The 20,475-nt window shown below is 68.6% G+C and carries 15 protein-coding genes and 1 pseudogene; 7 read left to right on the plus strand and 9 right to left on the minus strand.

The features are described 5' to 3' along the window. Window positions 1-82 precede the first annotated feature (82 nt). Window positions 83-1,564: an FAD-dependent oxidoreductase gene (locus GVY64_RS11335; RefSeq protein ID WP_159840480.1), complete on the minus strand. Its 1,482-nt coding sequence runs from the start codon at window positions 1,562-1,564 to the stop codon at window positions 83-85. A 162-nt stretch (window positions 1,565-1,726) separates the two neighbouring features. On the opposite strand from GVY64_RS11335, the gene GVY64_RS11340 reads away from it, so the two are divergent. The 3 genes from GVY64_RS11340 (at window position 1,727) to GVY64_RS11350 (ending at window position 5,725) form a co-directional block, all read left to right on the plus strand. Further along, the gene (locus GVY64_RS11340) at window positions 1,727-4,129 is read left to right on the plus strand and encodes a PEP-utilizing enzyme (protein WP_159840481.1); all 2,403 of its coding nucleotides are present in this window, start codon (window positions 1,727-1,729) and stop codon (window positions 4,127-4,129) included. Between the two features lie 82 nt (window positions 4,130-4,211). After that, window positions 4,212-5,117, plus strand: coding sequence for a tyrosine-protein phosphatase (locus GVY64_RS11345; protein WP_159840482.1), 906 nt, complete (start codon window positions 4,212-4,214; stop codon window positions 5,115-5,117). 407 nt (window positions 5,118-5,524) lie between these two features. Continuing rightward, window positions 5,525-5,725 (plus strand): DUF7489 domain-containing protein, encoded by a 201-nt coding sequence (locus tag GVY64_RS11350; RefSeq protein ID WP_159840483.1) that lies wholly within the window; start codon window positions 5,525-5,527, stop codon window positions 5,723-5,725. Between the two features lie 51 nt (window positions 5,726-5,776). On the opposite strand, the gene GVY64_RS11355 is transcribed toward GVY64_RS11350, so the two are convergent. After that, entirely contained in the window at window positions 5,777-6,562 is a 786-nt protein-coding gene (locus GVY64_RS11355) for a tyrosine-protein phosphatase (RefSeq protein ID WP_159840484.1), read from the minus strand. After that, on the minus strand, window positions 6,552-8,714 hold the full coding sequence (locus GVY64_RS11360) for a pyruvate, phosphate dikinase (protein ID WP_159840485.1): 2,163 nt from the start codon (window positions 8,712-8,714) through the stop codon (window positions 6,552-6,554). Before GVY64_RS11360 ends, GVY64_RS11355 begins: the two co-directional genes overlap by 11 nt. Window positions 8,715-9,094: 380 nt before the next feature. On the opposite strand from GVY64_RS11360, the gene GVY64_RS11365 reads away from it, so the two are divergent. Next, complete coding sequence (locus tag GVY64_RS11365) at window positions 9,095-10,696, plus strand: FadD3 family acyl-CoA ligase (RefSeq protein ID WP_159840486.1); 1,602 nt, start codon at window positions 9,095-9,097, stop codon at window positions 10,694-10,696. Window positions 10,697-11,104: 408 nt separating this feature from the next. Here the strand turns inward: GVY64_RS11365 and GVY64_RS37770 are convergent. Continuing rightward, window positions 11,105-11,587, minus strand: a pseudogene (locus GVY64_RS37770) (S1 RNA-binding domain-containing protein); the annotation flags it as partial. A 997-nt stretch (window positions 11,588-12,584) separates the two neighbouring features. After that, a complete protein-coding gene (locus GVY64_RS11375) occupies window positions 12,585-13,004 on the minus strand; it encodes a recombinase family protein (protein ID WP_159840488.1) in 420 nt (139 codons plus the stop codon). 464 nt (window positions 13,005-13,468) lie between these two features. Here GVY64_RS11375 and GVY64_RS11380 point away from each other — a divergent pair, with 464 nt between their 5' ends. Both GVY64_RS11380 and GVY64_RS11385 read left to right on the plus strand, forming a co-directional pair. Continuing rightward, a complete protein-coding gene (locus GVY64_RS11380; protein ID WP_159840489.1) occupies window positions 13,469-14,368 on the plus strand; it encodes an AraC family transcriptional regulator in 900 nt (299 codons plus the stop codon). A gap of 89 nt (window positions 14,369-14,457) precedes the next feature. After that, complete coding sequence (locus GVY64_RS11385; protein WP_159840490.1) at window positions 14,458-14,895, plus strand: peptidase inhibitor family I36 protein; 438 nt, start codon at window positions 14,458-14,460, stop codon at window positions 14,893-14,895. 136 nt (window positions 14,896-15,031) lie between these two features. Here the strand turns inward: GVY64_RS11385 and GVY64_RS11390 are convergent, their stop codons facing one another. The 4 genes from GVY64_RS11390 to GVY64_RS11405 are packed head-to-tail and all read right to left on the minus strand — an operon-like array spanning window position 15,032 to window position 19,111. Beyond that, window positions 15,032-15,850, minus strand: a complete 819-nt coding sequence (locus tag GVY64_RS11390; protein WP_159840491.1) for an SDR family NAD(P)-dependent oxidoreductase — start codon at window positions 15,848-15,850, stop codon at window positions 15,032-15,034. 57 nt (window positions 15,851-15,907) lie between these two features. Next, the gene (locus GVY64_RS11395; RefSeq protein ID WP_159840492.1) at window positions 15,908-16,639 is read right to left on the minus strand and encodes a glucose 1-dehydrogenase; all 732 of its coding nucleotides are present in this window, start codon (window positions 16,637-16,639) and stop codon (window positions 15,908-15,910) included. Then, entirely contained in the window at window positions 16,639-18,342 is a 1,704-nt protein-coding gene (gene kstD / locus GVY64_RS11400; RefSeq protein ID WP_159840493.1) for a 3-oxosteroid 1-dehydrogenase, read from the minus strand. The genes GVY64_RS11395 and kstD overlap by 1 nt, the downstream gene beginning before the upstream one ends. 13 nt (window positions 18,343-18,355) lie before the next feature. After that, a complete protein-coding gene (locus GVY64_RS11405; RefSeq protein WP_159840494.1) occupies window positions 18,356-19,111 on the minus strand; it encodes a glucose 1-dehydrogenase in 756 nt (251 codons plus the stop codon). A gap of 225 nt (window positions 19,112-19,336) precedes the next feature. Here GVY64_RS11405 and GVY64_RS11410 point away from each other — a divergent pair, with 225 nt between their 5' ends. Continuing rightward, complete coding sequence (locus tag GVY64_RS11410; RefSeq protein WP_159840495.1) at window positions 19,337-20,464, plus strand: LLM class flavin-dependent oxidoreductase; 1,128 nt, start codon at window positions 19,337-19,339, stop codon at window positions 20,462-20,464. Window positions 20,465-20,475 lie beyond the last annotated feature (11 nt).

Consider the following 20,475-nt stretch of genomic DNA (forward strand, 5'->3'; position numbering starts at 1 on the left):
CTCGTAGTGCCGTCTTTCGACGCTAGGCCGGTGCGGTGTCGTCGAATCCGATCCATCCCGATGACCGGAACCCACCACCGGATCAGTTGGTGCGGGCCGCGGCGGCGCCGGCGCGGCGGCCGAAGAAGGTGCCGTCGCCGAGTGAAGTGCCGCTGATGTAGCCCTCGCCGTGCAGGTTGCTCGCGGCGCGGCCCGCGGCGAACAATCCCGGGATCGGGCCGCCGTCGATGTCGAGCACGGCGCCGTCCAGCGAGGTGTGCAGACCGCCGAGGGTGAAGACGGACGCGCCGGTTCCGCGGCGATCGCCGGACTCCGACGGCGGCCGCACCCCCTCCCGTACATCGATCGCGGCCAGCGGTGGCGTGAGCGGCCGCACCCAGCGCGGCGCCTTCCCGAATTCGGGATCCGTGCCGTCCGCCGCGTGGCTGTTGTAGCGACGGACGGTGTCGGCCAGCGCCGCCGCGGGCACGCCCATCAGCCCGGCGAGTTCTTCGGGCGTCTCCGCCACGTGGGTGGGCCGCACACCCCAGCGCTGTGGTTCCGGCACTTCGTCGAAGGCTCGTTCGTCGAGCACGACCCAGGTCCGCATCCCCTGCCGGAACAGCGCCGCCTGGCCGATCCGGCCGGGATAGGTGTCCTCGTTGACGAACCGCTGCCCGTGCACGTTCACCACCATGCCGCGCGCGGCCAGACCGGGAACCAGCGAGATGCCGACCTGCCCCGCGGACATGTGCCGCACCGCCGCGCCGAGCGCCTGCGCCATCCGGATGCCGCTGCCGTCATCGGTGCCCGCGCTGACCTTGGTGTGTCCCAGCAATCGCGGCGCGTGGGCGGCGAGCATGGCGTCGTTGTCGACGAATCCGCCGGTGGTCAGCACGACGCCGCGACGGGCGCGAATGGTCAGCTCCGTGCCGTACCGCCGAGCCATCACGCCGACGACCGTGCCGTCACCGGCCACGATCAGGCAGACCGCCCTGGTGTCGAAAAGCGCTGCTGCACCGACGGATCGGGCGGCCTCGGCGAGGCAGTCCATGAGCAGCTTGCCGCCGAAATCGGCGGCGGTCGGGCGGTGGCCGCGGGGCGCAGGCGCGGCGAGGTCGGCGAACGGCTCGCTGTTCTCCCCCAGCCACATCAGCCCGTCGTCCGTCGGCGGGACCCAGGCCGGCGCATCCCACAGGCTGGGCTTGAACGGCACGCCGCGGTCGGCGAGCCAGTGGAAATGCGCGACGCTGTCCGCGCTGTAACGCGTGATCTTGACCGAGTCGGCGCCCGGGCCGAGCGCGGCGGAGAGAAACGCGGCCATCGCCGCCGGGTCGTCGTCGAACCCGCACGCCTGTTGGATCGGTGTGCCGCCGCCGAGATAGATCTCGCCGCCCGACAGCGCCGACGCGCCTCCGGGACCGCTCATCCGATCGAGTATCAGCACCTGCGCGCCGCCCGCTGCCGCCTCGAACGCCGCGGCCGCGCCGGCACATCCGTAACCGACCACCAGCACATCGGTCTCGATGTCGTAGGCGCGCACATCGGCGGCGGCCCTCGGCACGACCGAATTCCGATCACTCATATGTCGACCTTCCCGCTCGGCGCTCGGTGGCCGGGCGCCCATCTTGGTGAGCGACCTTCCGGTCCCGATCAGCGGGACTGCGGACCGTCGCGGGCACGCCGGGTGGCGATGGTGTGTGAACGGCGTCACGTCTGCGTGGGCGCCAGCGAGGAGGAAGAATTCATGCGGGTCCTGGTCACCGGAGTGTCCGATCCGACCGGCCGCGCGGTGGCGCGCATGCTGCTGGCCGCGGGCCACGACGTAGTCGGGTCGGACCGTGTGCGGCACCGGTACGTCGACCCTCGGGTCCAGGTGATCACCGGTGACCCGGACGATCCGGCGAGCTGTGCGCGGGCCGTCGCCGAGTGCGCGGTGGTGGTGCATCTGGGCGGTTCGCTCGCCGCGAGCGCGGCGGCAGCCCGAGCGGCCGGTGCGCGCATCGTGGTTCCCACGGTGGCGGGAACGGATGCCGCCGCCGAAGATATCGTGCGGTCCAGCGGTGCGCGGGCTCTGCTCGTGCGCACCGCGCCGGTCGCGGGCAGGCGCATCGAGCGCGAGAGCTGGCGCATCCTGCGGCGGCTGCTCGGTTCTCGCCGAGCGGGCGGATTCCAGGTGCTGCACACCGACGACTTCGAACGGTTCTTGGTGCTGGCGGCGGAGTCCGCGCGTGTCGGCGTGGTCGAATTGGCCGCGCCCGGCGTGGTCTCCGGCGCGGACGTGCGCCGTATCCGCGCGGCGACGGGTAGACGATCGGTCCGGCGGATGGCACGTGATCGGACGGCGCCGGAGGTGGATACCAGTGCGGCGCAGGAGGAATGGGGATTTCGCTGCGGGTGGACCGCGTCCGAAGTCGCGGCGGACGTCGTCCGCGGACTGGCGGGCCGCAAAGTCGACGGCGACGAACTCGTCGCACGCACCGGGGCGATTCCGCTGCCCGGCTATGTGGTTCCCAGCCGTGCGGCCACCTCGGACGGCCACGCCCTGGTGTCGGTGGCGCCGGAAGGTCTCGAGGGTGAGTTCGACGATCGCGTCGATCCGGCCTACCCGGTGCACACCGCGACGAACACGTCCGAAGCGCTGCCCGGACCACTCACGCCGCTGACCGTGGATCTGCAGGCGGGCGCGATCCGGCTGGCCAACGCCGCGATGGGCAGGATGATCGCGCTGGACGGGATCGCACTGGAGCACTGGACCAGCCGGGTCACCACCGTGCTCGGGCACCACATCTACATCAACGCCTCCATCGGGGTGCTCGCCGCGGAGAACATGCCTGGCTGGGACGAGCAGAGCATCCGCCGTGACGTCTACGGCAACATTCCCCCCGAGATCTCACTGACTCCGCACGGCAAGCCGCCCACCCCGACCGGTTTCGCCAGCACCCGCGCCACCTGGCGCGCGGCCGGCCGGGTGCTGCGCACCGCGCTGCGCTATCGCGAGACCACCGACGGCATCAACGCCGCCGCACATCAGGAATCGCTGGGCGCCGCCGCGATCCGCGAGCTCACCGACGAGCAACTGCACGCGCGGGCCCTGTTGTGGCGGGACCGGTTGAACCAGTCCTGGGCGGCGGCGTCCATCGGCGTGATGATGACCGGCGCGGCCACTGCCATCCACTCCCGCGGCAAGGAAGCCGCCGACGTGCCCATCGACCTGGAACGGTTGGAGTCGGCAAGGACCATGCTCGCGGTGGAACGCCTCGCCGCGTTGTGCCGTGCGGACGCCGCGTTGCACGACGCGGCGCATACGGGCGATGTCGCCGCCGCCCGGGCCGCCTCCCCGGCGTTCTCCGCCGCGCTGGACGAGGAGCTGCGCCGGATCGGGCATCGCGGCCCGGGCGAGTGTGAGCTGATCAACCCCACCTTCGGCGACCGGCCCGAACTGCTGGTGACCGCCGCCGCTCGCGCCGCCCAGATGCCCGCGCCCAAGCGGGAACCGGTCGACCCGTCGCCGAGCCGCACCGCGCGGATGGCGGCGGGCGCGACCATGGCGCGCGAACGGGTCCGCGACGCCGTCGTCCGGTACACCCACTGCCTGCGTCTCGCCGTGCGCGAGCGGGCCGAACGGCTGATCCGGCAAGGGCTGCTGCAACAGGCCGAGGACGCCTGTTTCCTCACCCTCGACGAGATCCTCTGGGCGCCCGCCGACCTGACCGAACGCGTAGCGCGACGGCGCGCGGAACTGATCCGCTTGCAGAGCGTCCGCATGCCCGATGTGATCGCGGGCGACTGGGAACCGCTCCCGGACGCGGACGCGTTGACGCCCGGAGACAGCCTGACCGGCATCGGCGTGAGCCCCGGCGTCGTGGAGGGCGCCGTGAAACGCGTGCTGTCCCTCGACGACGACATCGAACCGGGCGACATCCTGGTGGCTTCGGTCACCGACACCGGGCACACCGCGATGTTCGCCTACGCCGCGGCAGTGGTCACCGACATCGGCGGTTCCGCCTCACACGCCGCCATCGTGGCCCGGGAATTCGGCATTCCCTGCGTCGTCGACACCAAGACCGCCAGCACACGGCTGGCGGACGGTCAGCGCGTGCGCGTCGACGGGTCGGCCGGCACGGTCACCCTGCTCGTCGACGCCTGAGCCGGGGGCCGGGGGCGCACATCCCGGCCCCCTTTACCGGTTCGGCGTCGCCGGGCCGCCATCCCATGGAAGGAATGATTCAGTGACGATTTCGCGTGCTCTACGCGGGGCGATGACCGGTGTCGCCGCCGCATTGATCGCCGTGTTCCCGTCGACCACCACCGCCTTCGCGGGCCCTGCGATTGTGCACACAGCGCATGAGCGCTCCATGCAGCTCTCGACGGCGCCGAATGCCAGGGACATCGGCGACTACCCGACCCAGGGCAATGGCAAATTGCGTACGGGCGTGGTCTTCCGCACCGACGCCCTCGACAAGCTCACCGCCGCCGATCAGCAGAAGCTGGTGGCGGCGGGCATCACGGCGGTGATCGATTTCCGCAGCCCGAACGAGTCGGGAGCCAACCCCGACAAGCTTCCGGCGTCGATTCCCGCGCTCGCGCGCCCGGTGTACGACCCGGCCAACGACTTCTATCTGATGGTGGGCAAGGCGATTCAGGGCGGTCCGGCCGTGCAGCAACAGACGTTCGGCGACGGTAAGGCCGCGGGCATCATGCGCGACTACTACCGCTGGATGGTCACCGACGCCACGGCGCGCGCTCAGTTCGGCACCGCCATCCGGGATGTCGCCAACGCGACCGGTCCGGTGCTGTTCCACTGCACCGCGGGCAAGGACCGCACCGGATGGATGACCGCGATCCTGATGACGGCGCTCGGCGTGCCGAAGGGCCAGGTCTACAAGGACTATCTGGAATCGAACGACAACCTGGCGGCGGGCAACAAGGCGCTGATGGACGCGCTGGTGGCCAAGGGCGTGGTCACCGACCCGGCGCTGTTCGATCCGATCCTCGGCGTGCAGAGCGACTTCCTCGACGCGGCGTTCGACCAGGCCGGCGCGTCCTTCGGATCGTTCGATCGGTTCGTCACCGAGGGGCTGGGCGTGGACAGTGCGACGCTCGAGGCGCTGAAATCGAAACTGCTGCCCCGGTAGTCGAAGGCGAGAAGCGGGTCCGGTGGATCGTTGTCCACCGGACCCGCTCAGTCGTTCGACCCGCCGGAGGTGAACCGCGGCGGTATCGCTGGCCGGGGCGTGAACTCGGCCGCGCGACGAGTTCGTCGATGGGGCTCAGGGCGTGCTGTCCTGGAGACGAGAGGGCATCGGTTGCCCGAGCGGGCTCCCGCTGAGTCGACCGCGGCGATTTACATGCGCATGGAGACCGCGCGGTCACCGCCGTGGATGAGTACTCGTACTACTGAAGGTGCGGCCACCCACCTGCGATGTCCGACTTTCGTCATAGGAAAGATGCCTCTGACTGCTGATGTCCCGAACGTGATGGGAAACAACACTGGCACTAATCGCTACGGCGTCAGCGGTCGAGTCGAACGAGGAGACGAGCAGTGGTGCAGCGAGAGTTGCGCGGGACGGTCGTGAAGAAGTCGCGTGGGTTGCTCGATGGAGCGAATCCGTATCGGCGACTGCATATCCGGCTGCGGGATGGCAGCACGATAAAGGTCCGTGTGAACCGGACCTCGTGGAAGATGCTGCAGGTCGGCGACTCGGTCGTCCAGCGGGACGGAGCCGATCCCGTGCAGGCCTGATCTGTCGCCACCTGTGCGGCGCCCGTTTGCCGGGCGCCGCACACGCGAGTCCTACTCCGGCGCGATCAGCACTTCACGCAGTCGCGCCAGCTCCACGGTGGTGAGACCGCTGCTCAGCAACCATTCGGCGGCGCCGCCGTGTTCGGCGGACAGGTTCGCGAGAAAACGCCCCATCACCGCTGCCTCGACGCCGAGGATGCCGGTGCTGACCGGGGGCAGCCCCGTGTACGACGGGAGTGCGTCGAGGCGGTCGCGGACTCGGTGCATGCGTTCGCCGGTCAGCGCGTAGTCGGCCGCGATCGCTTCCGGGGGTACGCCCACCGCGTCCAGGAGCACCGCTGCGAGCACTCCGGTGCGGTCTTTGCCCGCGGCGCAGTGGAACAGCACCGAATGGCGGCCGGCGTCGACGACGAGCCGCACCGCCGCCACGATGGAGTCGGCGCTGCCCGCCAGCAGCTTCTGGTACAGGTCCACCAGATCGACCCGGGTGGAGTCCGGCACCAGATCGCGTGCCGCCAGCGAGGATTGCGGCGACTTCCGCACCGGGAGGCAGACCCTCCGCACGTCGGCCGTGGCCAGCAGTCCGTAGCCCTCGCGCTCCACTTCGTCGGGCAGCCGTAAGTCGATCAAGGTGCGCAGACCGATCGGTCCGAGCAATTTCGCCATATCGGTCTCGGTGAGATTCTGCGGCGTGCTGGAACGGTAGACCACGCCGAATCGGGTTGTGCCCCCGCCCTGCACCGGGAGCCCGCCCAGATCACGCACGTTATCGATCTGCGCGAATTCGACCCACCGGTCACCGGGCACCGTCGACTCCCCCGCGATGTCAGTGGGCACGGCCGGCCGCCGCCTCGTCGGCGCGGCTCAGGCCGCACAGTCCGATCAGGTCCTCGTGCAGCTCGAACCAGACGGTGTGGTAGCTGTCCAGCACGGGCCGGGCGACCCAGGCGTGATCACCGGCCGCGATCCGCTCGATCGCGTGCGCGAACCGGTCCGAGTACCGGGCCAGCCGCGGTGCGACCGCGCCGATCCGCCGCAGCAGCGGCTGAGCGGCGCGATGCAGATCGGTCAATCGGGTCAGTACCGCACCGTCGTAGTCGGCGTCGGCGTGATCGTTGACGGTGGCCGGATCTTTCATCTGCCACGCGGTGACGATTTCTTTGAAAGCTCCGTTGAAATCGCAGAATTCGGCGTACACGGAGGCGATCGCGGCGCGGTCGACCGTTCGTCGTTCCGTCGCCAGCAGGCCGTCCAAGTGCTGTCTGCCTTCCGGTGTGAGCCGCACACCGATCGGCGTCGCGGCGCACCAGCCTCCGGCCACCAGCTCCTCGCATCGAGCGGCGACGATTTCGGCCGACGCACCCACGCCCGCGGCCAGCGCGTCGTAGGCGGCCCGGCCTTTGATTCCGATCAGCCGCAGCAGATCGAGTTCGGGAATCTCCGTCACCGTTGCCGGGGGCGCCACGTCCACAGTCGGCGCGCCTTCGGTCGCCCGCGCGTCCAGCCGCGCCGCCAACCTGTCCAGGTCTGTGCCCGCCCACTCGGCCAGTCGGCCGACGTCCGCGAGGGTGCCCGCGTCGACGGGCTTGCCTTCGACCCGCCCGGGCCAGACCGTGCCCGCGCCACCGTCGACGGTCACCACCTGACCGGCCAGCGTCGCGACGACGCCGGGGCCGCAGCCGACCACGCACGGCCTGCCGATCTCGCGGCTGACCAGCGCGGCGTGCGAAGTGGCGCCGCCCAGCCCGGTGACGATCGCGCGGGCGGCGATCATGCCGTGCAGGTCATCGGGGCTGGTGGTGGGACGCACGAGGATCACGTCCTCGCCGGCTTCCGCGCGACGCTCCGCTTCGTGCGGATCGCTGACGGCGACGCCGGACGCCAGCCCTGGACACGCGGATTCACCGCGCGCCAGCGGCGTTCCCGAATACTCGCCGGTCGCCGGGCGCAGCACGGTCCGCACCTGTTCGGCGGTGACCCGGTTCAGCGCTTCCTCCGCGCCGATGAGTCCCTCCTCGGCCATCGCCACCGCGGCGCGCACCGCCGCCCGTGCCGATCGCTTGGCGGCGCGGGACTGCAACAGCCACAGGGCGCCGGACTCGACGGTGAATTCGATGTCCTGGATGTCGCGGCCGTCGCGTTCCAGCAAGTCGGCGGCCGCGACGAGTCGGGCGTGCACCTCGGGCAGCACGGTGGCCAGTTCATCGAGCGGTCGCGGGGTGGTCCGGCCGGACACCACGTCCTCCCCCTGCCCACCGACCAGCCATTCGCCGAACAGCGCGCGCTCGCCGGTGTTCGGGTTGCGGCTGAACAGCACACCGGTGCCAGATCTCTCGTCGAGATTGCCGAAGACCATGGCTTGTACCGTCACGGCGGTGCCGAGGGTCCCGGAGACGCCGCGATTGCGCCGATACGTCTGCGCCCGAGGTGAATCCCAGGACCGGAACACCGCGCTGATCGCCGCCCGCAACTGCTCCCAGGGATCCTCCGGCACCGCACCGGCGGGGTCACCCAGCACGGTTTCGCGATATTGGGTCCGGAACCGCTCGCGCGTATCGACCGCGTAGCCCGGATTCCCGCTCTCCGCCGCCAGCGCACGCGCAACCGCGTCGTTCATGCCGAGGTTCAGCACCGTGTCCATCATCCCCGGCATGCTCACCGCGGCGCCCGAACGCACCGACACCAGCAGTGGCCGGGCGCCGGCTCCGAAGCTCCTCCCGGTGCCGCGTTCCAGGGCGGCGATGCCCGCCCGGACACCGTGCCAGACGTCCTCGCCGATCTCCCCGTGCGCCGAGAAGTCGGCCCATCCCTCGATGGTGATGACGAACGCGGGCGGCACCGGCAGACCGAGCGCACGCATGCGGTTGACGCTCCATGCCTTCCCGCCGATGCGTTCACGGGACAGCGAACAGGCGCCGTCGAGTTCGACGACCGGCCCCGCGCCCGCAGCCTCGTCGTTTCGCTCCACTAGCTCTGCTCCGGCTGTCATGTCACTCCTTAGCACTCGCTGAACACTCCGCGCCCCAGCGCGATTCGCAACCTCGGAGACCGGCCCGTGCCGGACCGGACGCGAACCGCGGCGCACACACCTGTCGCTCGTTTCGAGCCTGCCGTGCCATCGGTCACCTGCCGTACCCGTGGTCCCGCTGAGCAGGACGGTTCCGATGAGCCGAGCGGACACGGCGTGTCGTGTAACCCTGCTGGTCGTCGCCACCGTTGCTCGATCGGTTTGCCGCGCCGATGCCGGTATCCGCTTGCGGCGGTGGCGCACGGCTGCTGCGAACGCGTGACCGGGAAAGAATTCCCGGTCAACGGGATATCCGGCCGCGATCACACCGCGTCGCCCAGTCGATGCGGCACGATCGCGACATGGATCGACGCGATGCAGCGACCGGTGAGTTCGCGACGATTCCGGCGGTGCTGGCCGAGCGGGCGCGGCGGGACGGCACGCGGGTCGCGGTGGTGTCACCGGAGGGGCAGCTCACCTACGCCGGACTCGCCGCGGCAGCGCGGCGTGTCACACAGGCGGTGATGGCGCGATCGGTGCGGCCCGGCGAGCGGGTGGCGATCTGGGCGCCCAACACCCCACGGTGGGTGATCGCCGCGCTCGGCGTGCTCGGTGCGGGCGCGACGCTGGTTCCTCTCGGCACTCGACTGCGCGGTCCGGAGGCAGCGGGCATCCTCGCTCGTAGCCGGTGCCGCATGTTGCTCACCGTGAGCGACTTCCTCGGCAACGACTACCCGGGAATGCTGCGGGCATCGGGGAGCGCGCTGCCGGAGTTGCGGACCGTCGTATTTCTCGACGAGTCCCGCGAGAACAGACCCGAGGAGCTCTCATGGGCTCGCTTTCTCGACCTCGGCGAGGTGATACCCGTCGCCGAAGCCGACGCGCGGAGCGCGTCCGTGGCACCGGAGTCGATCTCCGACATCTTGTTCACGTCCGGAACCACGGGCGCACCGAAAGGCGTGCCGACCACCCACCGGCAGACGATCGAGGCTTTCACCCACTGGGCCGACGCGGTCACCCTCTCCGGTGACGACAGATATCTGCTGGTCAACCCGTTCGCCCACACCTTCGGCTATAAGGCCGGGATCATCGCGTGCCTGCTGCGCGGCGCCACCATGGTGCCGGTGGACCGCTTCGATCCGGAGCGGGTGTTCGGTGTCATCGAGCGCGAGCGGATCACCGTGCTGACCGGTCCGCCGACGCTCTTCCACGACCTGCTCGCCCACGACCGGCGCGCCGATTGTGACCTGAGCTCACTGCGCCTGGCGGGCACCGGTGGTTCCAGCGTGCCGACGGAGTTGGTGGAGCGAATCCGCCGTGAATTGGGTGCGGGAGAAGTATTCACCGGATACGGACTGACCGAATCAACCGGTGTCGCCACGGTCTGCCCACCCGATACCCCCATGGTCCTGCTCGCTGAGACCGTAGGAAAAGCATTGCCGGAAACGCAAATTCACGTCGTGGACGACGCCGGGCAGCCGGTGCCGGTCGGCCAGCCCGGCGAGATAGTGGTTCGCGGCCCGAATGTGATGCACGGCTACCTCGACGACCCCGCAGCAACAGCGACCGCCATCGATGCGGGCGGCTGGTTACACACCGGCGACATCGGCACCCTCGACGCCGACGGCTACCTGCGCATCACCGACCGCCGCACGGATATGTTCATGGTAGGCGGTTTCAACGTCTACCCCGCCGAAATCGAGCGCATCCTGCGTAGCCACCCCGCCATCGGAGAGGCCGCCGTGATCGGCGTCCCCGACGCACGTCTCGGCGAGGTCGGCCACGCCTTCGTCGTCCCCGACGGCATCGCCGAAATCGACCCCGCCGAGATAATCGCCTGGGCCCGGACCCATTTGGCAGGCTATAAGCTCCCGCGCCGCCTCGAAATCGTAGCGGCACTACCCCGGAACGCCAGCGGAAAGGTCCTCAAACGCGTCCTGCGTTCGCACGTGGCGCAACCCTGAGCACTCCGTGCCCGCTCGCACGTTCGAGGACGTGCCCGCTGGCGCTGGTTACAAAAACTGCGAGGCCTCCACTCGGCGCTCGATTGCCTCGAAAAATTCCGATATCGGTCTTCTATGCTCGACGTGGATCGGTTCGATGCCGGATCGCATCCGGGCCCGGCAAGACTCGCGCGCTGTACGAGCTGCAACTCGAGTAGGCGCGCTGCGGCATCCGGTGCGCCGCCTACACGGTGTGACCCGGGCAGATGAGCCCGGTAGGGGTCTGGTGCCAGCCCTGCGCGTCGAGCCAGTCCCGCACCGGGCCCCGCGCTTGGCCTGCATTCGTGTATTCGCGGGTAGAGGCTCTTCCGCCGTGTTGGTGGCCTGGCAGTAGAAGTCGAGGTTGCTTTCTCGTCAACTGGGCGCAACGGCCTGTTTGCGTGACAGGGTGATTCGGCGGCGTTTCGGGTCGACGTCGATGACCTTCACGTGGAGATCGTCGCCGACCTGGACGACGTCTTCGGGCTTGTCCACGTGTCCTGCGGCCAGTTCGGAGTTGTGCACCAGCCCTTCGAAGCCATCTCGGCGGTCCTCGATACGGACGAACGCGCCGAACGACACGAGCTTGGTGACGCGGCCGCGGACAATCTGGCCGACCTGCTGCACGATCTGCGGCATCGGATCCTCTTGCAGTGCCTTGAGCGACAGAGACACACGTTCGCGCACCATGTCGACGTCGAGGATCTGTGCGGTGATCTCCTGGCCGACGGTGAGGATCTCGGAGGGGTGGTTGACGGGTCGCCAGGACAGTTCCGGAATGTTGATCATCGCGGTGAAGCCGCCGATGTCGACAAATACCCCAAAGTTGGCGATCTGACGGACGGTGCCGTTACAGATCTGGCCTCGGTGAAGGGTCTTCAACAACGCCCAGTCGTGATCGCTCGGGGTCGGTTCGGTCCTCCACCGGGCCCGCAGGACACCGTCGCTGTCGGGCAGGACGGCGGTGAACAGGGGGTGGCGTTCGTCGACATACAGGGAAAGCACGGTTGCGGCACGTGCGCCGGTGACCCTCGCGGACAGTTCGGTGAACTGGGTCTCGTCAGCAATGATGCTGGTGATGTGGCTGTGTTCGTCCTCCCAGACGAGTTCGATCGAGCCTTCGTCGGGGAGAGTGGCAAGGATCTCCTCGACGTCGGTGGACAAGTCCGGCCGGACGGTGAGTCGAGCACGAGGGGTGAGTTCGGCGCGTACCGCATCCACAGTGTCGCTGGTGAGGCGGTGCCAGCGAGACGCGTTGAAAATGTAGCCCTCTTCCAAGATGACAGTTTGGTGTGTGGCAATGCACCAACGCAGCCTGGCCCAGAAAATGTCGTCGGCGGGTCGCTGTTCATCGGGCACGTCGTCGAAGGCCGCATCGTAGGGGGATGCCTCGAGCCGTTCGGGAAACAGCCCCAGTTCGCGGGTACAGGACAATGCCCTTTCACAGGGGTCGCTCGTGCCGACATAGACGTATTGGTCCCACCCGACGTGCACGGCGAACACGTCCTCTACCTCGAGGCGGCACCAGACGCCGTTGTCGCGAAGCATTGCTCGAACCAACTGCAGGCCGACGGCCACCGGAACCTGTGCGCCGTCGTGGAAACCGGTGAGGTCGGGCGGGAAGAGCCCGGCCAGACCGTGGCCTTCGATAGGCGGCTCCAGGCCGAAGTGGACGTGGCCGGCGATGTGCGGTTCTCGTATGGTCAGCTGGTGGACGCCGGTGTCTTCGGCGAAGGCGGCCACCGCCTGCAGGTAGGCGGCTTCGACCGGCCCGTGGTCGCTGACCGATTCCTCGGCGCCGGTATAGCTGCCGTGCTCGTCGCGGTCTGCGGGGTCGTACTTGGTGACCCGGTAGGTGTAGGGCAGCACGTCACTGCCCTGCCCGGCTCGATGAGGACACCGTGGTCTTCTGGCGTTCCAGGACCCGGTAGACCGTCGCCCGGCTGACAGAGAACAGTTCGGCGAGATCGGCGATGGTGTGCTCGCCGGACCGGTGCTGCTGCAGCAAATGGGACTTCACACCGCGTGCGACCAGGGAGTCACCGATCTCGCGGGCGTCGGGCACCGAACGGGCGAGCCGGTCGAGTTCGGGGACGACCAGGGGGTCGCCGGCCTGGACGGCCGCGAAAGCTTGGTCGAGACCTGGCCGGGTGCGGCGAGTGCCGGTGAGGCCGTGGTCGAGGTAGATCCGGTCTTCGGCGACGACGAGGCCACGCAGGATCTGTCGCTGGGCAGTCAGGTCCTGCTCGTCGGTGGAGCACCGAGCGTAGCCGATGAGAGTTGCGGTCACACGGGAAGCGTACGGTTGACCTCCCTCAGCGGACAGATCAGCGGACACCCTCAATGAGACGGCATCTCGCCTGGTCGGCACATCCAGACAAAGCTTCTCCCGTGTGTCCGTTGGAGGTTCGGCTAACGGACACACATCCAGCCGCTGAAATCGATCCGCCAGGACATGCCTCCCGGGGGGGCAGCCTCGGGAGTCCTGAGCCGTTACCCGCGCGTCCTACTTTGCGGCTTGTGACAGCTTCAGGAGTTCTGGGCCTTTGCGGACTGCCTGGCCGGAGGGTTTCGGGACACGATGCGAAACCGATTGCGTGCCCGCGGGTGTCGACGGACAATGCCTTCGACATCCGCTGATCCAGGCCCGTTGGCGCGGCGCCTGCTGCTTGGAGGGCAGTCGGAGTGTTCGTCGAACCACTGGCGGGGCATCGCTATTTCCGGACCGCTGACCCAGACGTAGCCCGGGCGGAGATGAGCGGGATTCTGCGTGAGCACCGGCTCGATCCGGGCGCCTCCACCATGGAGGCCAGCTGCAATGTCGTCCGGTACGGCGATGTCGGCCTGGTCTACAAGCATTACGGGGTTCAGGTTCGGATCCGGACCGAACCCATCGAAACCTTCCGCCTAGTGCAAATACCGCTGGCCGGGTGGGCCCGGGTGCTCAACGGGAGCACGGATATCGCCTCCGACCCGGCGGTGGCCTCGGTTCCGGACCCGGACGCGCCCCTGGACATGAACTGGCACGAGAGCAGCAGGCAACTCCTCGTCCGATTCGACCGTGCCGCGTTGGACGACCATTTGCGGCGGATGCTGGGCCGGCCGCCGGATCGTCCGCTACGGATGGCCGTCGCCATGCAATTGCGGTCACCGGCCGCCCGGATCTGGTTCGAATCGCTGCGCATGCTGCAGACCGACGCCGAAGGCCCCGGCCTGTTCCTGGATCCGCGGCTGCGGCCGCAGGTCGAGCAGCTGATGATGTCCCAACTCCTGCTGGCGCAGCCGAACAGCTACTCGGAGCTCCTGCTCGACGGCGCCCCCGGAAACTCGACGCCGCGTCCCATCCGCCTGGCCGAACAACTCATTGCCGACCATGCGCACGAAATGCTCACCATCACCGATATCGCGGAGGCAGTGGGACTTTCGGTGCGGAGCCTGCAGGAGGGCTTCCGGCGATATCTCGGCACCACACCGACGGCGCGATTGCGTGAAGCCCGGCTCGTGGGCGTGCACACCGCGCTGGCCGCCGCGGACCCCACCAAGACTACGGTCGCCGCGGTGGCCGCAGACTGGGGGTTCTGGCATCTGGGCCGTTTTTCTGCTCTGTACCGGCGGCGATGGGGTGTGCCGCCGTCGGTGACGTTGCGCGCCTGACCCGCCGCGCAGCGCTGAACCCGCCGCGCAGGTCGGACAGAACTCGCGCCAGGTGGATAGTCGCGGGCGGTCCGCTCCACCCATCATGAGTGCGGCGGATTTCCGCCGCACCGATACCCGATCCCATCGGCTTCGAAGGGTCAATCATGCTCTCACTCAAATCGTTTCGCCGCCTCGGTGTCGTGGCAGCAGCCACCTTCGCGGTCGCCGGGTACGGCGCAGCCCTCGCGCCGGCGCCGGCGTCGGCGGCCTACGACTGCCCGGGCGGACTGTTCTGCGGCTACGACCAGCGCGGCGGGACCGGCATGTTCGTGCAGGTCGACAACAACTGTCTGTTGCACGACATCGGCAACGAAGGAATCGGAGATCGTTTGAGCTCGTACTGGAACCGCACGGGAAAGACGGTCGGAGTCTACAACTGGACCGGTCAGGAGTGGCAACTGCTCGTCTCGGTGCCCGACAACGCCAAGGGCAATGTGCCCGCCGGCGGTGACAACAAAGCCGATGCCCTGTGGGTCTGCCACTGAGGGTTGCAATTTGCGATACTCGGTAAACCCTCCCGGCGCGCAGCCAGGAGGGTTTACGTCATCGCAGTTCGCGAACTTCTCGAGTGCGGTAGGACCACCTCGTGGACTGTGTGATCAGCGGGAAGGTCCCGGACCGTCAGGCGACTTCGTTCTTCATCTGGGCGGTGAGGATCTTCTGGTAACCGGATCCGAAAAGCCGCGGCAGCCAGTCGATTACGCGGGCATCCGTGCCGATCAGGATCTTCGCCTTGTTCTTGCGGATGCCGTTCACGATGGCCCGTGCGGCGTGCTCGGGGGTCGTCTTGGCCAGGCGATCGAAGTTGGCGGCGAGGGCGTCGCGGTCACGATCGCCGCCCGCCCGCGCCTTCCAGGCGATATCGGTCTTGATCATGCCCGGGTGCACGCTGCTGACGCCGACCGCGTGCCCGGCGATGGTCATCTCCTGGCGCAGCGCGTCGGTGAACGCGCGGATGGCGAATTTCGTCGCGCTGTAGGCGCCCTGGCTCGGGCATGCCGCCAGGCCGAACATGCTCGACACGTTCGCGATGTGCCCGTCACCGGAGGCGATGACATGGGGCAGGAACGCTTTGGTGCCGTACGCGACGCCCCAGAAGTTGATGCCGACGATCCATTCGAAGTCGGCCCAGCTGAGTTCCTCCACGTTCGCGGTCAGCGAGACGCCGGCGTTGTTGACGACCAGGTTGATCCGGCCGAAGTCCTCGGCCACCTCGTCGGCGTGCCGATAGACCGCGTCCCGGTCGGTCACGTCCAGCTTGTAGGCGCGGGCTTGGGCGCCTTCCTTGCCACACAGCGCCGCGGTCTCGGCGACGTTGTCCACGTTCCGGCCCGACAGCGCCAGCCGAGCGCCGCGGCGGGCGAGTTCGATCGCCACCGCCCGGCCGATGCCCGCGCCCGCGCCGGTGATCACGGCGGTTCTGCCCTCGAAGTTCTTCACGGTTGTTTCCTTGTCTCGCTCGGCGGTCGGTCCGCCGGGTTGCCCTGCCGGACGTCGTCACAGGGACGTGTAGCCGCCGTCGGCCACGAATTCCGAGCCGGTGCTGAAGCTCGATTCGTCGCTGATCAGGAACAGCACCAGGTTCGCCAGTTCCTCGGGTCGACCGGCTCGGCGGATCGGCTGGTTGCCCGACATACCTTGCGAGCGGTCGGAGGCAGCGGTCATCTCCGTGACCACGACGCCGGGATGCACCGAGTTGACGCGGATGTCGTCGGCGGCGAACTCCTGCGCGGCGGTCTTGGTCATGCCGCGCACCGCCCATTTGGACGCGGTGTAGCCGAGGATGTTGGAGAAGGCGATGATGCCGCCGATCGAGGAGATGTTGACGATGGAGCCGCTTCCGGCCCGGCGCATCGACCCCAGCACCGCCTTCATGCCGAGGAACACTCCGACCTGGTTGACGTCGATCACCTTGCGGAAGTCGGCTTCCGACAGCTTTTCGATCGGATCCACGTGCACGATGCCCGCATTGTTGACCAGACCCGAGACCGGCCCGAAAACCTTCTCGGTGTAGGCGACCACGTCGTTCCACGCCGACTCGTCGGTGACGTCGAGCGGAAGGAAGTTCGCGGCGTCACCCAGCTCGGCAGCCAGCGCCACGCCTTCGTCCACCAGAACGTCGGTGATCGCCACCGTGGCGCCCTCGGCGACCAACCGCCGCGCGAACGCCGCACCCATGCCCCTGGCGCCGCCGGTCACGATGACGTTCTTGCCGTCCACCCGTCCCATCAGCGTTCTCCTTCCACTGCCGGCCGCGCGGTCGCGCCCGGTCGGTTGTCGGCGATGTGACCGGCCGCGATGTAGCCGAACACCATGGCGGGGCCGATGGTCGCGCCCGCGCCCGCGTAGTCGTTGCCCATCACCGAGGCCGAGTTGTTCCCCGCCGCGTACAGGCCGGGGATTGGTCGCTCGTCGCTGTCGAGGACGCGAGCGTGCTCGTCGGTGACCAAACCGCCCTTGGTGCCCAGATCACCCGGCACCATTTCCACGGCGTAGAACGGGCCCTGTTCGAGGGGGGCCAGACACGGGTTCGGCCGCACGGTCGGGTCGCCGTAGTAGCGGTCGTACGCGGAATCGCCGCGCCGGAAGTCCTCGTCGCGACCGGCAAGGGCGAAGCGGTTGAAACGCTCGACCGTCGCGGAAAGCGCCGCGGGCGGCACACCGATCTGGGCAGCGAGGTCGGCCAACGTCTCGGCCTGCTTGATGATCCCGGCATCCAGGTACTTTTGCGGAAGAGGGCGTTTGGGGAAGTTCCCCAGGAACAGGTACCGGTCCCGGAAACGCTGGTCCATGATGAAGTACGCCGGAATGTGCCCGCCGCCCGACGCTTCCTGCTCGTACATCTTGTGGACCACGTTCACGTACGGGGCCGATTCGTTGACGAATCGCTCCCCCGCGTGATTCACCATGATGCCGCCGGGCTGCGAACGCTCGGCCAGACAGAAGAACGGCGGACCATCGGGGTTGCGCACGGACGGACCCCACCAGGCGTCACCCATGAGATCCACCGCGCCACCGGCTTTCTGGCCCGCGACGATGCCTTCACCCACGTTCTCGGTAGCGCCTACCGTCCACTCGGTGGACTGCGGACCGCTCATGTACTGCTCGCGCATCTCCAGGTTGTGCTCGAAGCCACCCGCCGCCAGCACCACCCCGCGGCGCGCCCTGATCACCACCGGCGTCCCGTCGTGCTCGGCGCGCACGCCGACCACCGCGTCGCCCTCCGTGATCAGCTCGGTCAGCGGCGTGTTCAGCCACACCGGGACCCCGGCGTCCCGCAGCGACAGCCACAACCGGGCCGCGAGCGCCTTGCCCAGGCTCAGCGGCAACCGCCCTCGCAGCTTGTTCCCGACCGCCTGCATCCCGACCTTGATCGCGGTGCGCTTGCCGGCCCAGGTGCGGGCGATCATGTTCAAGTCGTGGAAGTCGCTGACCGTGAACGCGATTCCCTTCGGCCCGGACATGGTCGGCTGGTTGATCTTGTGCAGATCGCCGCCGAGCAGTCGCCCGTCCAGTGGCGCGGGCTCGATGCTGCGCCCTTGGGCCAAGCCACCGGGGAATTCCGGGTGGTAGTCCGAATAGCCGCGGTCGTAGACGAATTCCCAGTATTTGCTGCGAGCGCCGAGATAGCGCATCATCTCCGGTCCGCGATCGAGGAAGGCGCGCTGCTTGGCCTCCGGCACCCGATCGCCGACCACCGCCTTCAGATAGGTGCGGGCCAGTTCCGGGCTGTCGGGCACGCCTTCGCGCTGCAGCACCGGGTTGTTGGGGATCCAGATGCCACCGCCGGACCGCGCGGTGGACCCGCCGAAGGACCGGCTCTTCTCGATCATCGTGACCGACAGCCCGCGGTAGGCGGCCGTCAGCGCGGCGGTCATGCCCGCGGCCCCGGAGCCGACTACCACCACGTCGAATTCGAATTCCTGAGTCATCGCGTCGCTTCCGTCAGTAGCCGCAACCGGTCAGCATGCCGCCGTCGACGACGAATTCGCCGCCGGTGCAGTAACCGGCCGCGTCCGACGCCAGGAACACCGCCACATGGGACACCTCGACGGGCTGCCCCCAGCGCGGGATCGGCAGGCTCGCGAAGAAGCCCTCGCCGTCCACCCCCGACGCCCCGGACACCGCCGCCGTCATGGGCGTGGCGATGCCACCCGGGTGCAGCGAGTTGACGCGGATGCCCAAGTGGCCCAGTTCGCGAGCGGCAGACTTGGTGATGCCGCGGATGGCGAACTTGCTCGCACTGTAGGCGGACAGACCCGCCGCGCCGACGAACCCTTCCACCGAGGAGACGTTCACGACCGAGCCTCCGCCGGTCTCGGCCAGCGCGGGTGCGGCGGCCTTGATGCCCAGCCAGGTGCCGGTCACGTTGACCGTCATGATCGCGGTGAAGTCCGCCAAAGCCATCTCGGCGATCGGGACGAACCGCAGAATGCCCGCGTTGTTCACCAGCGCGTCGAGCCGCCCGTAGTGGGTGACCGCCTCGGACACCGCGGCGGACCAATCGGCTTCACTGGTCACGTCGTGGTGCACGTATCGCACGCCGTCGCCCAGCTCGGCGGCCAACGCCATTCCCTCGTGGTCGAGCACGTCACCGAACACCACCCGCGCGCCTTCGGCCACGAACTGCCGCACGTGTTCGGCGCCCATCCCCCGCGCCCCGCCGGTGACCAGCGCCACCTTGCCGTCGAGTTGTCCCACCGATTCCCGTCCTCTCTGACCGTCGCTTCGCACCGACGCTAGGACGCCCATCGGGACGCGGCACCGGACCGTCCCGGCCACCGGGACTTGCGCCTGACCTGAGAAGTTCCACCGGTCATATTTCGATTAGGCATACAGCTCCGGCCGCCCCGTTCCGGGACGAGCCACACCGACGACACCGCTGAACGCCCGATCGGGCGATCGGGCGATCGAGAAGGAGACCGGATGAAGTTCTCGATGATCTTCGAGGCCCAGATGGCCGACCCGTCGCGCGAGCACGAGCACCAAGTGCTGCGCGACTGTGTCGAGCAGGCCGTCCTCGCCGACCAGATGGGATTCGACACCGTCTGGGCGGTCGAACACCACGGGCTGAAGTGGTACGCGCACATGAGCGCACCGGAGGTCTTCCTGACCTGGGTGGCCGCTAAGACCGAGCGGATCCGGATCGGACACGGCGTGGTGTGCATGCCGTTCAACTTCAACCACCCCGTGCGCGCCGCCGAACGCGCCGCGATGCTCGACGTGCTGTCCGGCGGCAGGCTCAACCTGGGCGCGGGCCGCGGCGCGACCCCGGTGGAGACCTCCATGTGCGGTGTCGACCCCGAGCGCACCTACCAGGAGGTGGAGGAATCGCTGCGCATGATCGGCAAGGCGTGGCAGGATCCCGAAGCCGAATTCGAGTACAACGGTGAGCTTCTGCAGGTCTCACCGCATTCGCTGCTGCCGCGGCCGGAGCAGCTGCCGCATCCGCCGCTGTTCATGGCCTGCACCAAGAAGGACACGCTGAAAATGGCCGCCGACTACGGAATCGGCGCACTGGTCCTGGGTTTCGCGGGTGTGGAGGAGATCGCGGAACTGCGGCGCACCTACGACGAGGCGATCGCCGCGCGCACGGGCGAGCGTTTCGTGTCGACCGTCGTGAACGATCATTTCGCGGCGCTGTGCCCCACCATCGTCCTCGACGACCGGGAAAAGGCTCAGCAGATCGGCGCTCGCGGCCAACGCTTCTTCGCGCAATCCATCAAGCACTACTACGGCGCGGGCCCGGCCCCCGACGAGGCGGTCGACCCGAATGCGGACGAGGTCGCCGCGATCAAGCAGGCCGCCGACGACCACGTGGCCTACCTGCACGAGGCCAAGATCCCGGTGAAGACCGGCGCCACCTCGGTATTCAATGTCGAGCACGCCTACGGCAGCCCCGAGGACGCCATCGCCTACGTCGAGCGCCTGCAGGCCGCGGGCGCCGACGAGATCCTCTGCCTCATCCAGATGGGCACCGTGCCGCAGGAGGCCTGCCTGGAGACCATCCGGCACTGGGGCGAGAAGGTCATCCCCCACTTCCGCAACAGCTGACCCGCGGCGAT

Source organism: Nocardia sp. CY41, from assembly GCF_009829325.1.
Taxonomy (GTDB): domain Bacteria; phylum Actinomycetota; class Actinomycetes; order Mycobacteriales; family Mycobacteriaceae; genus Nocardia.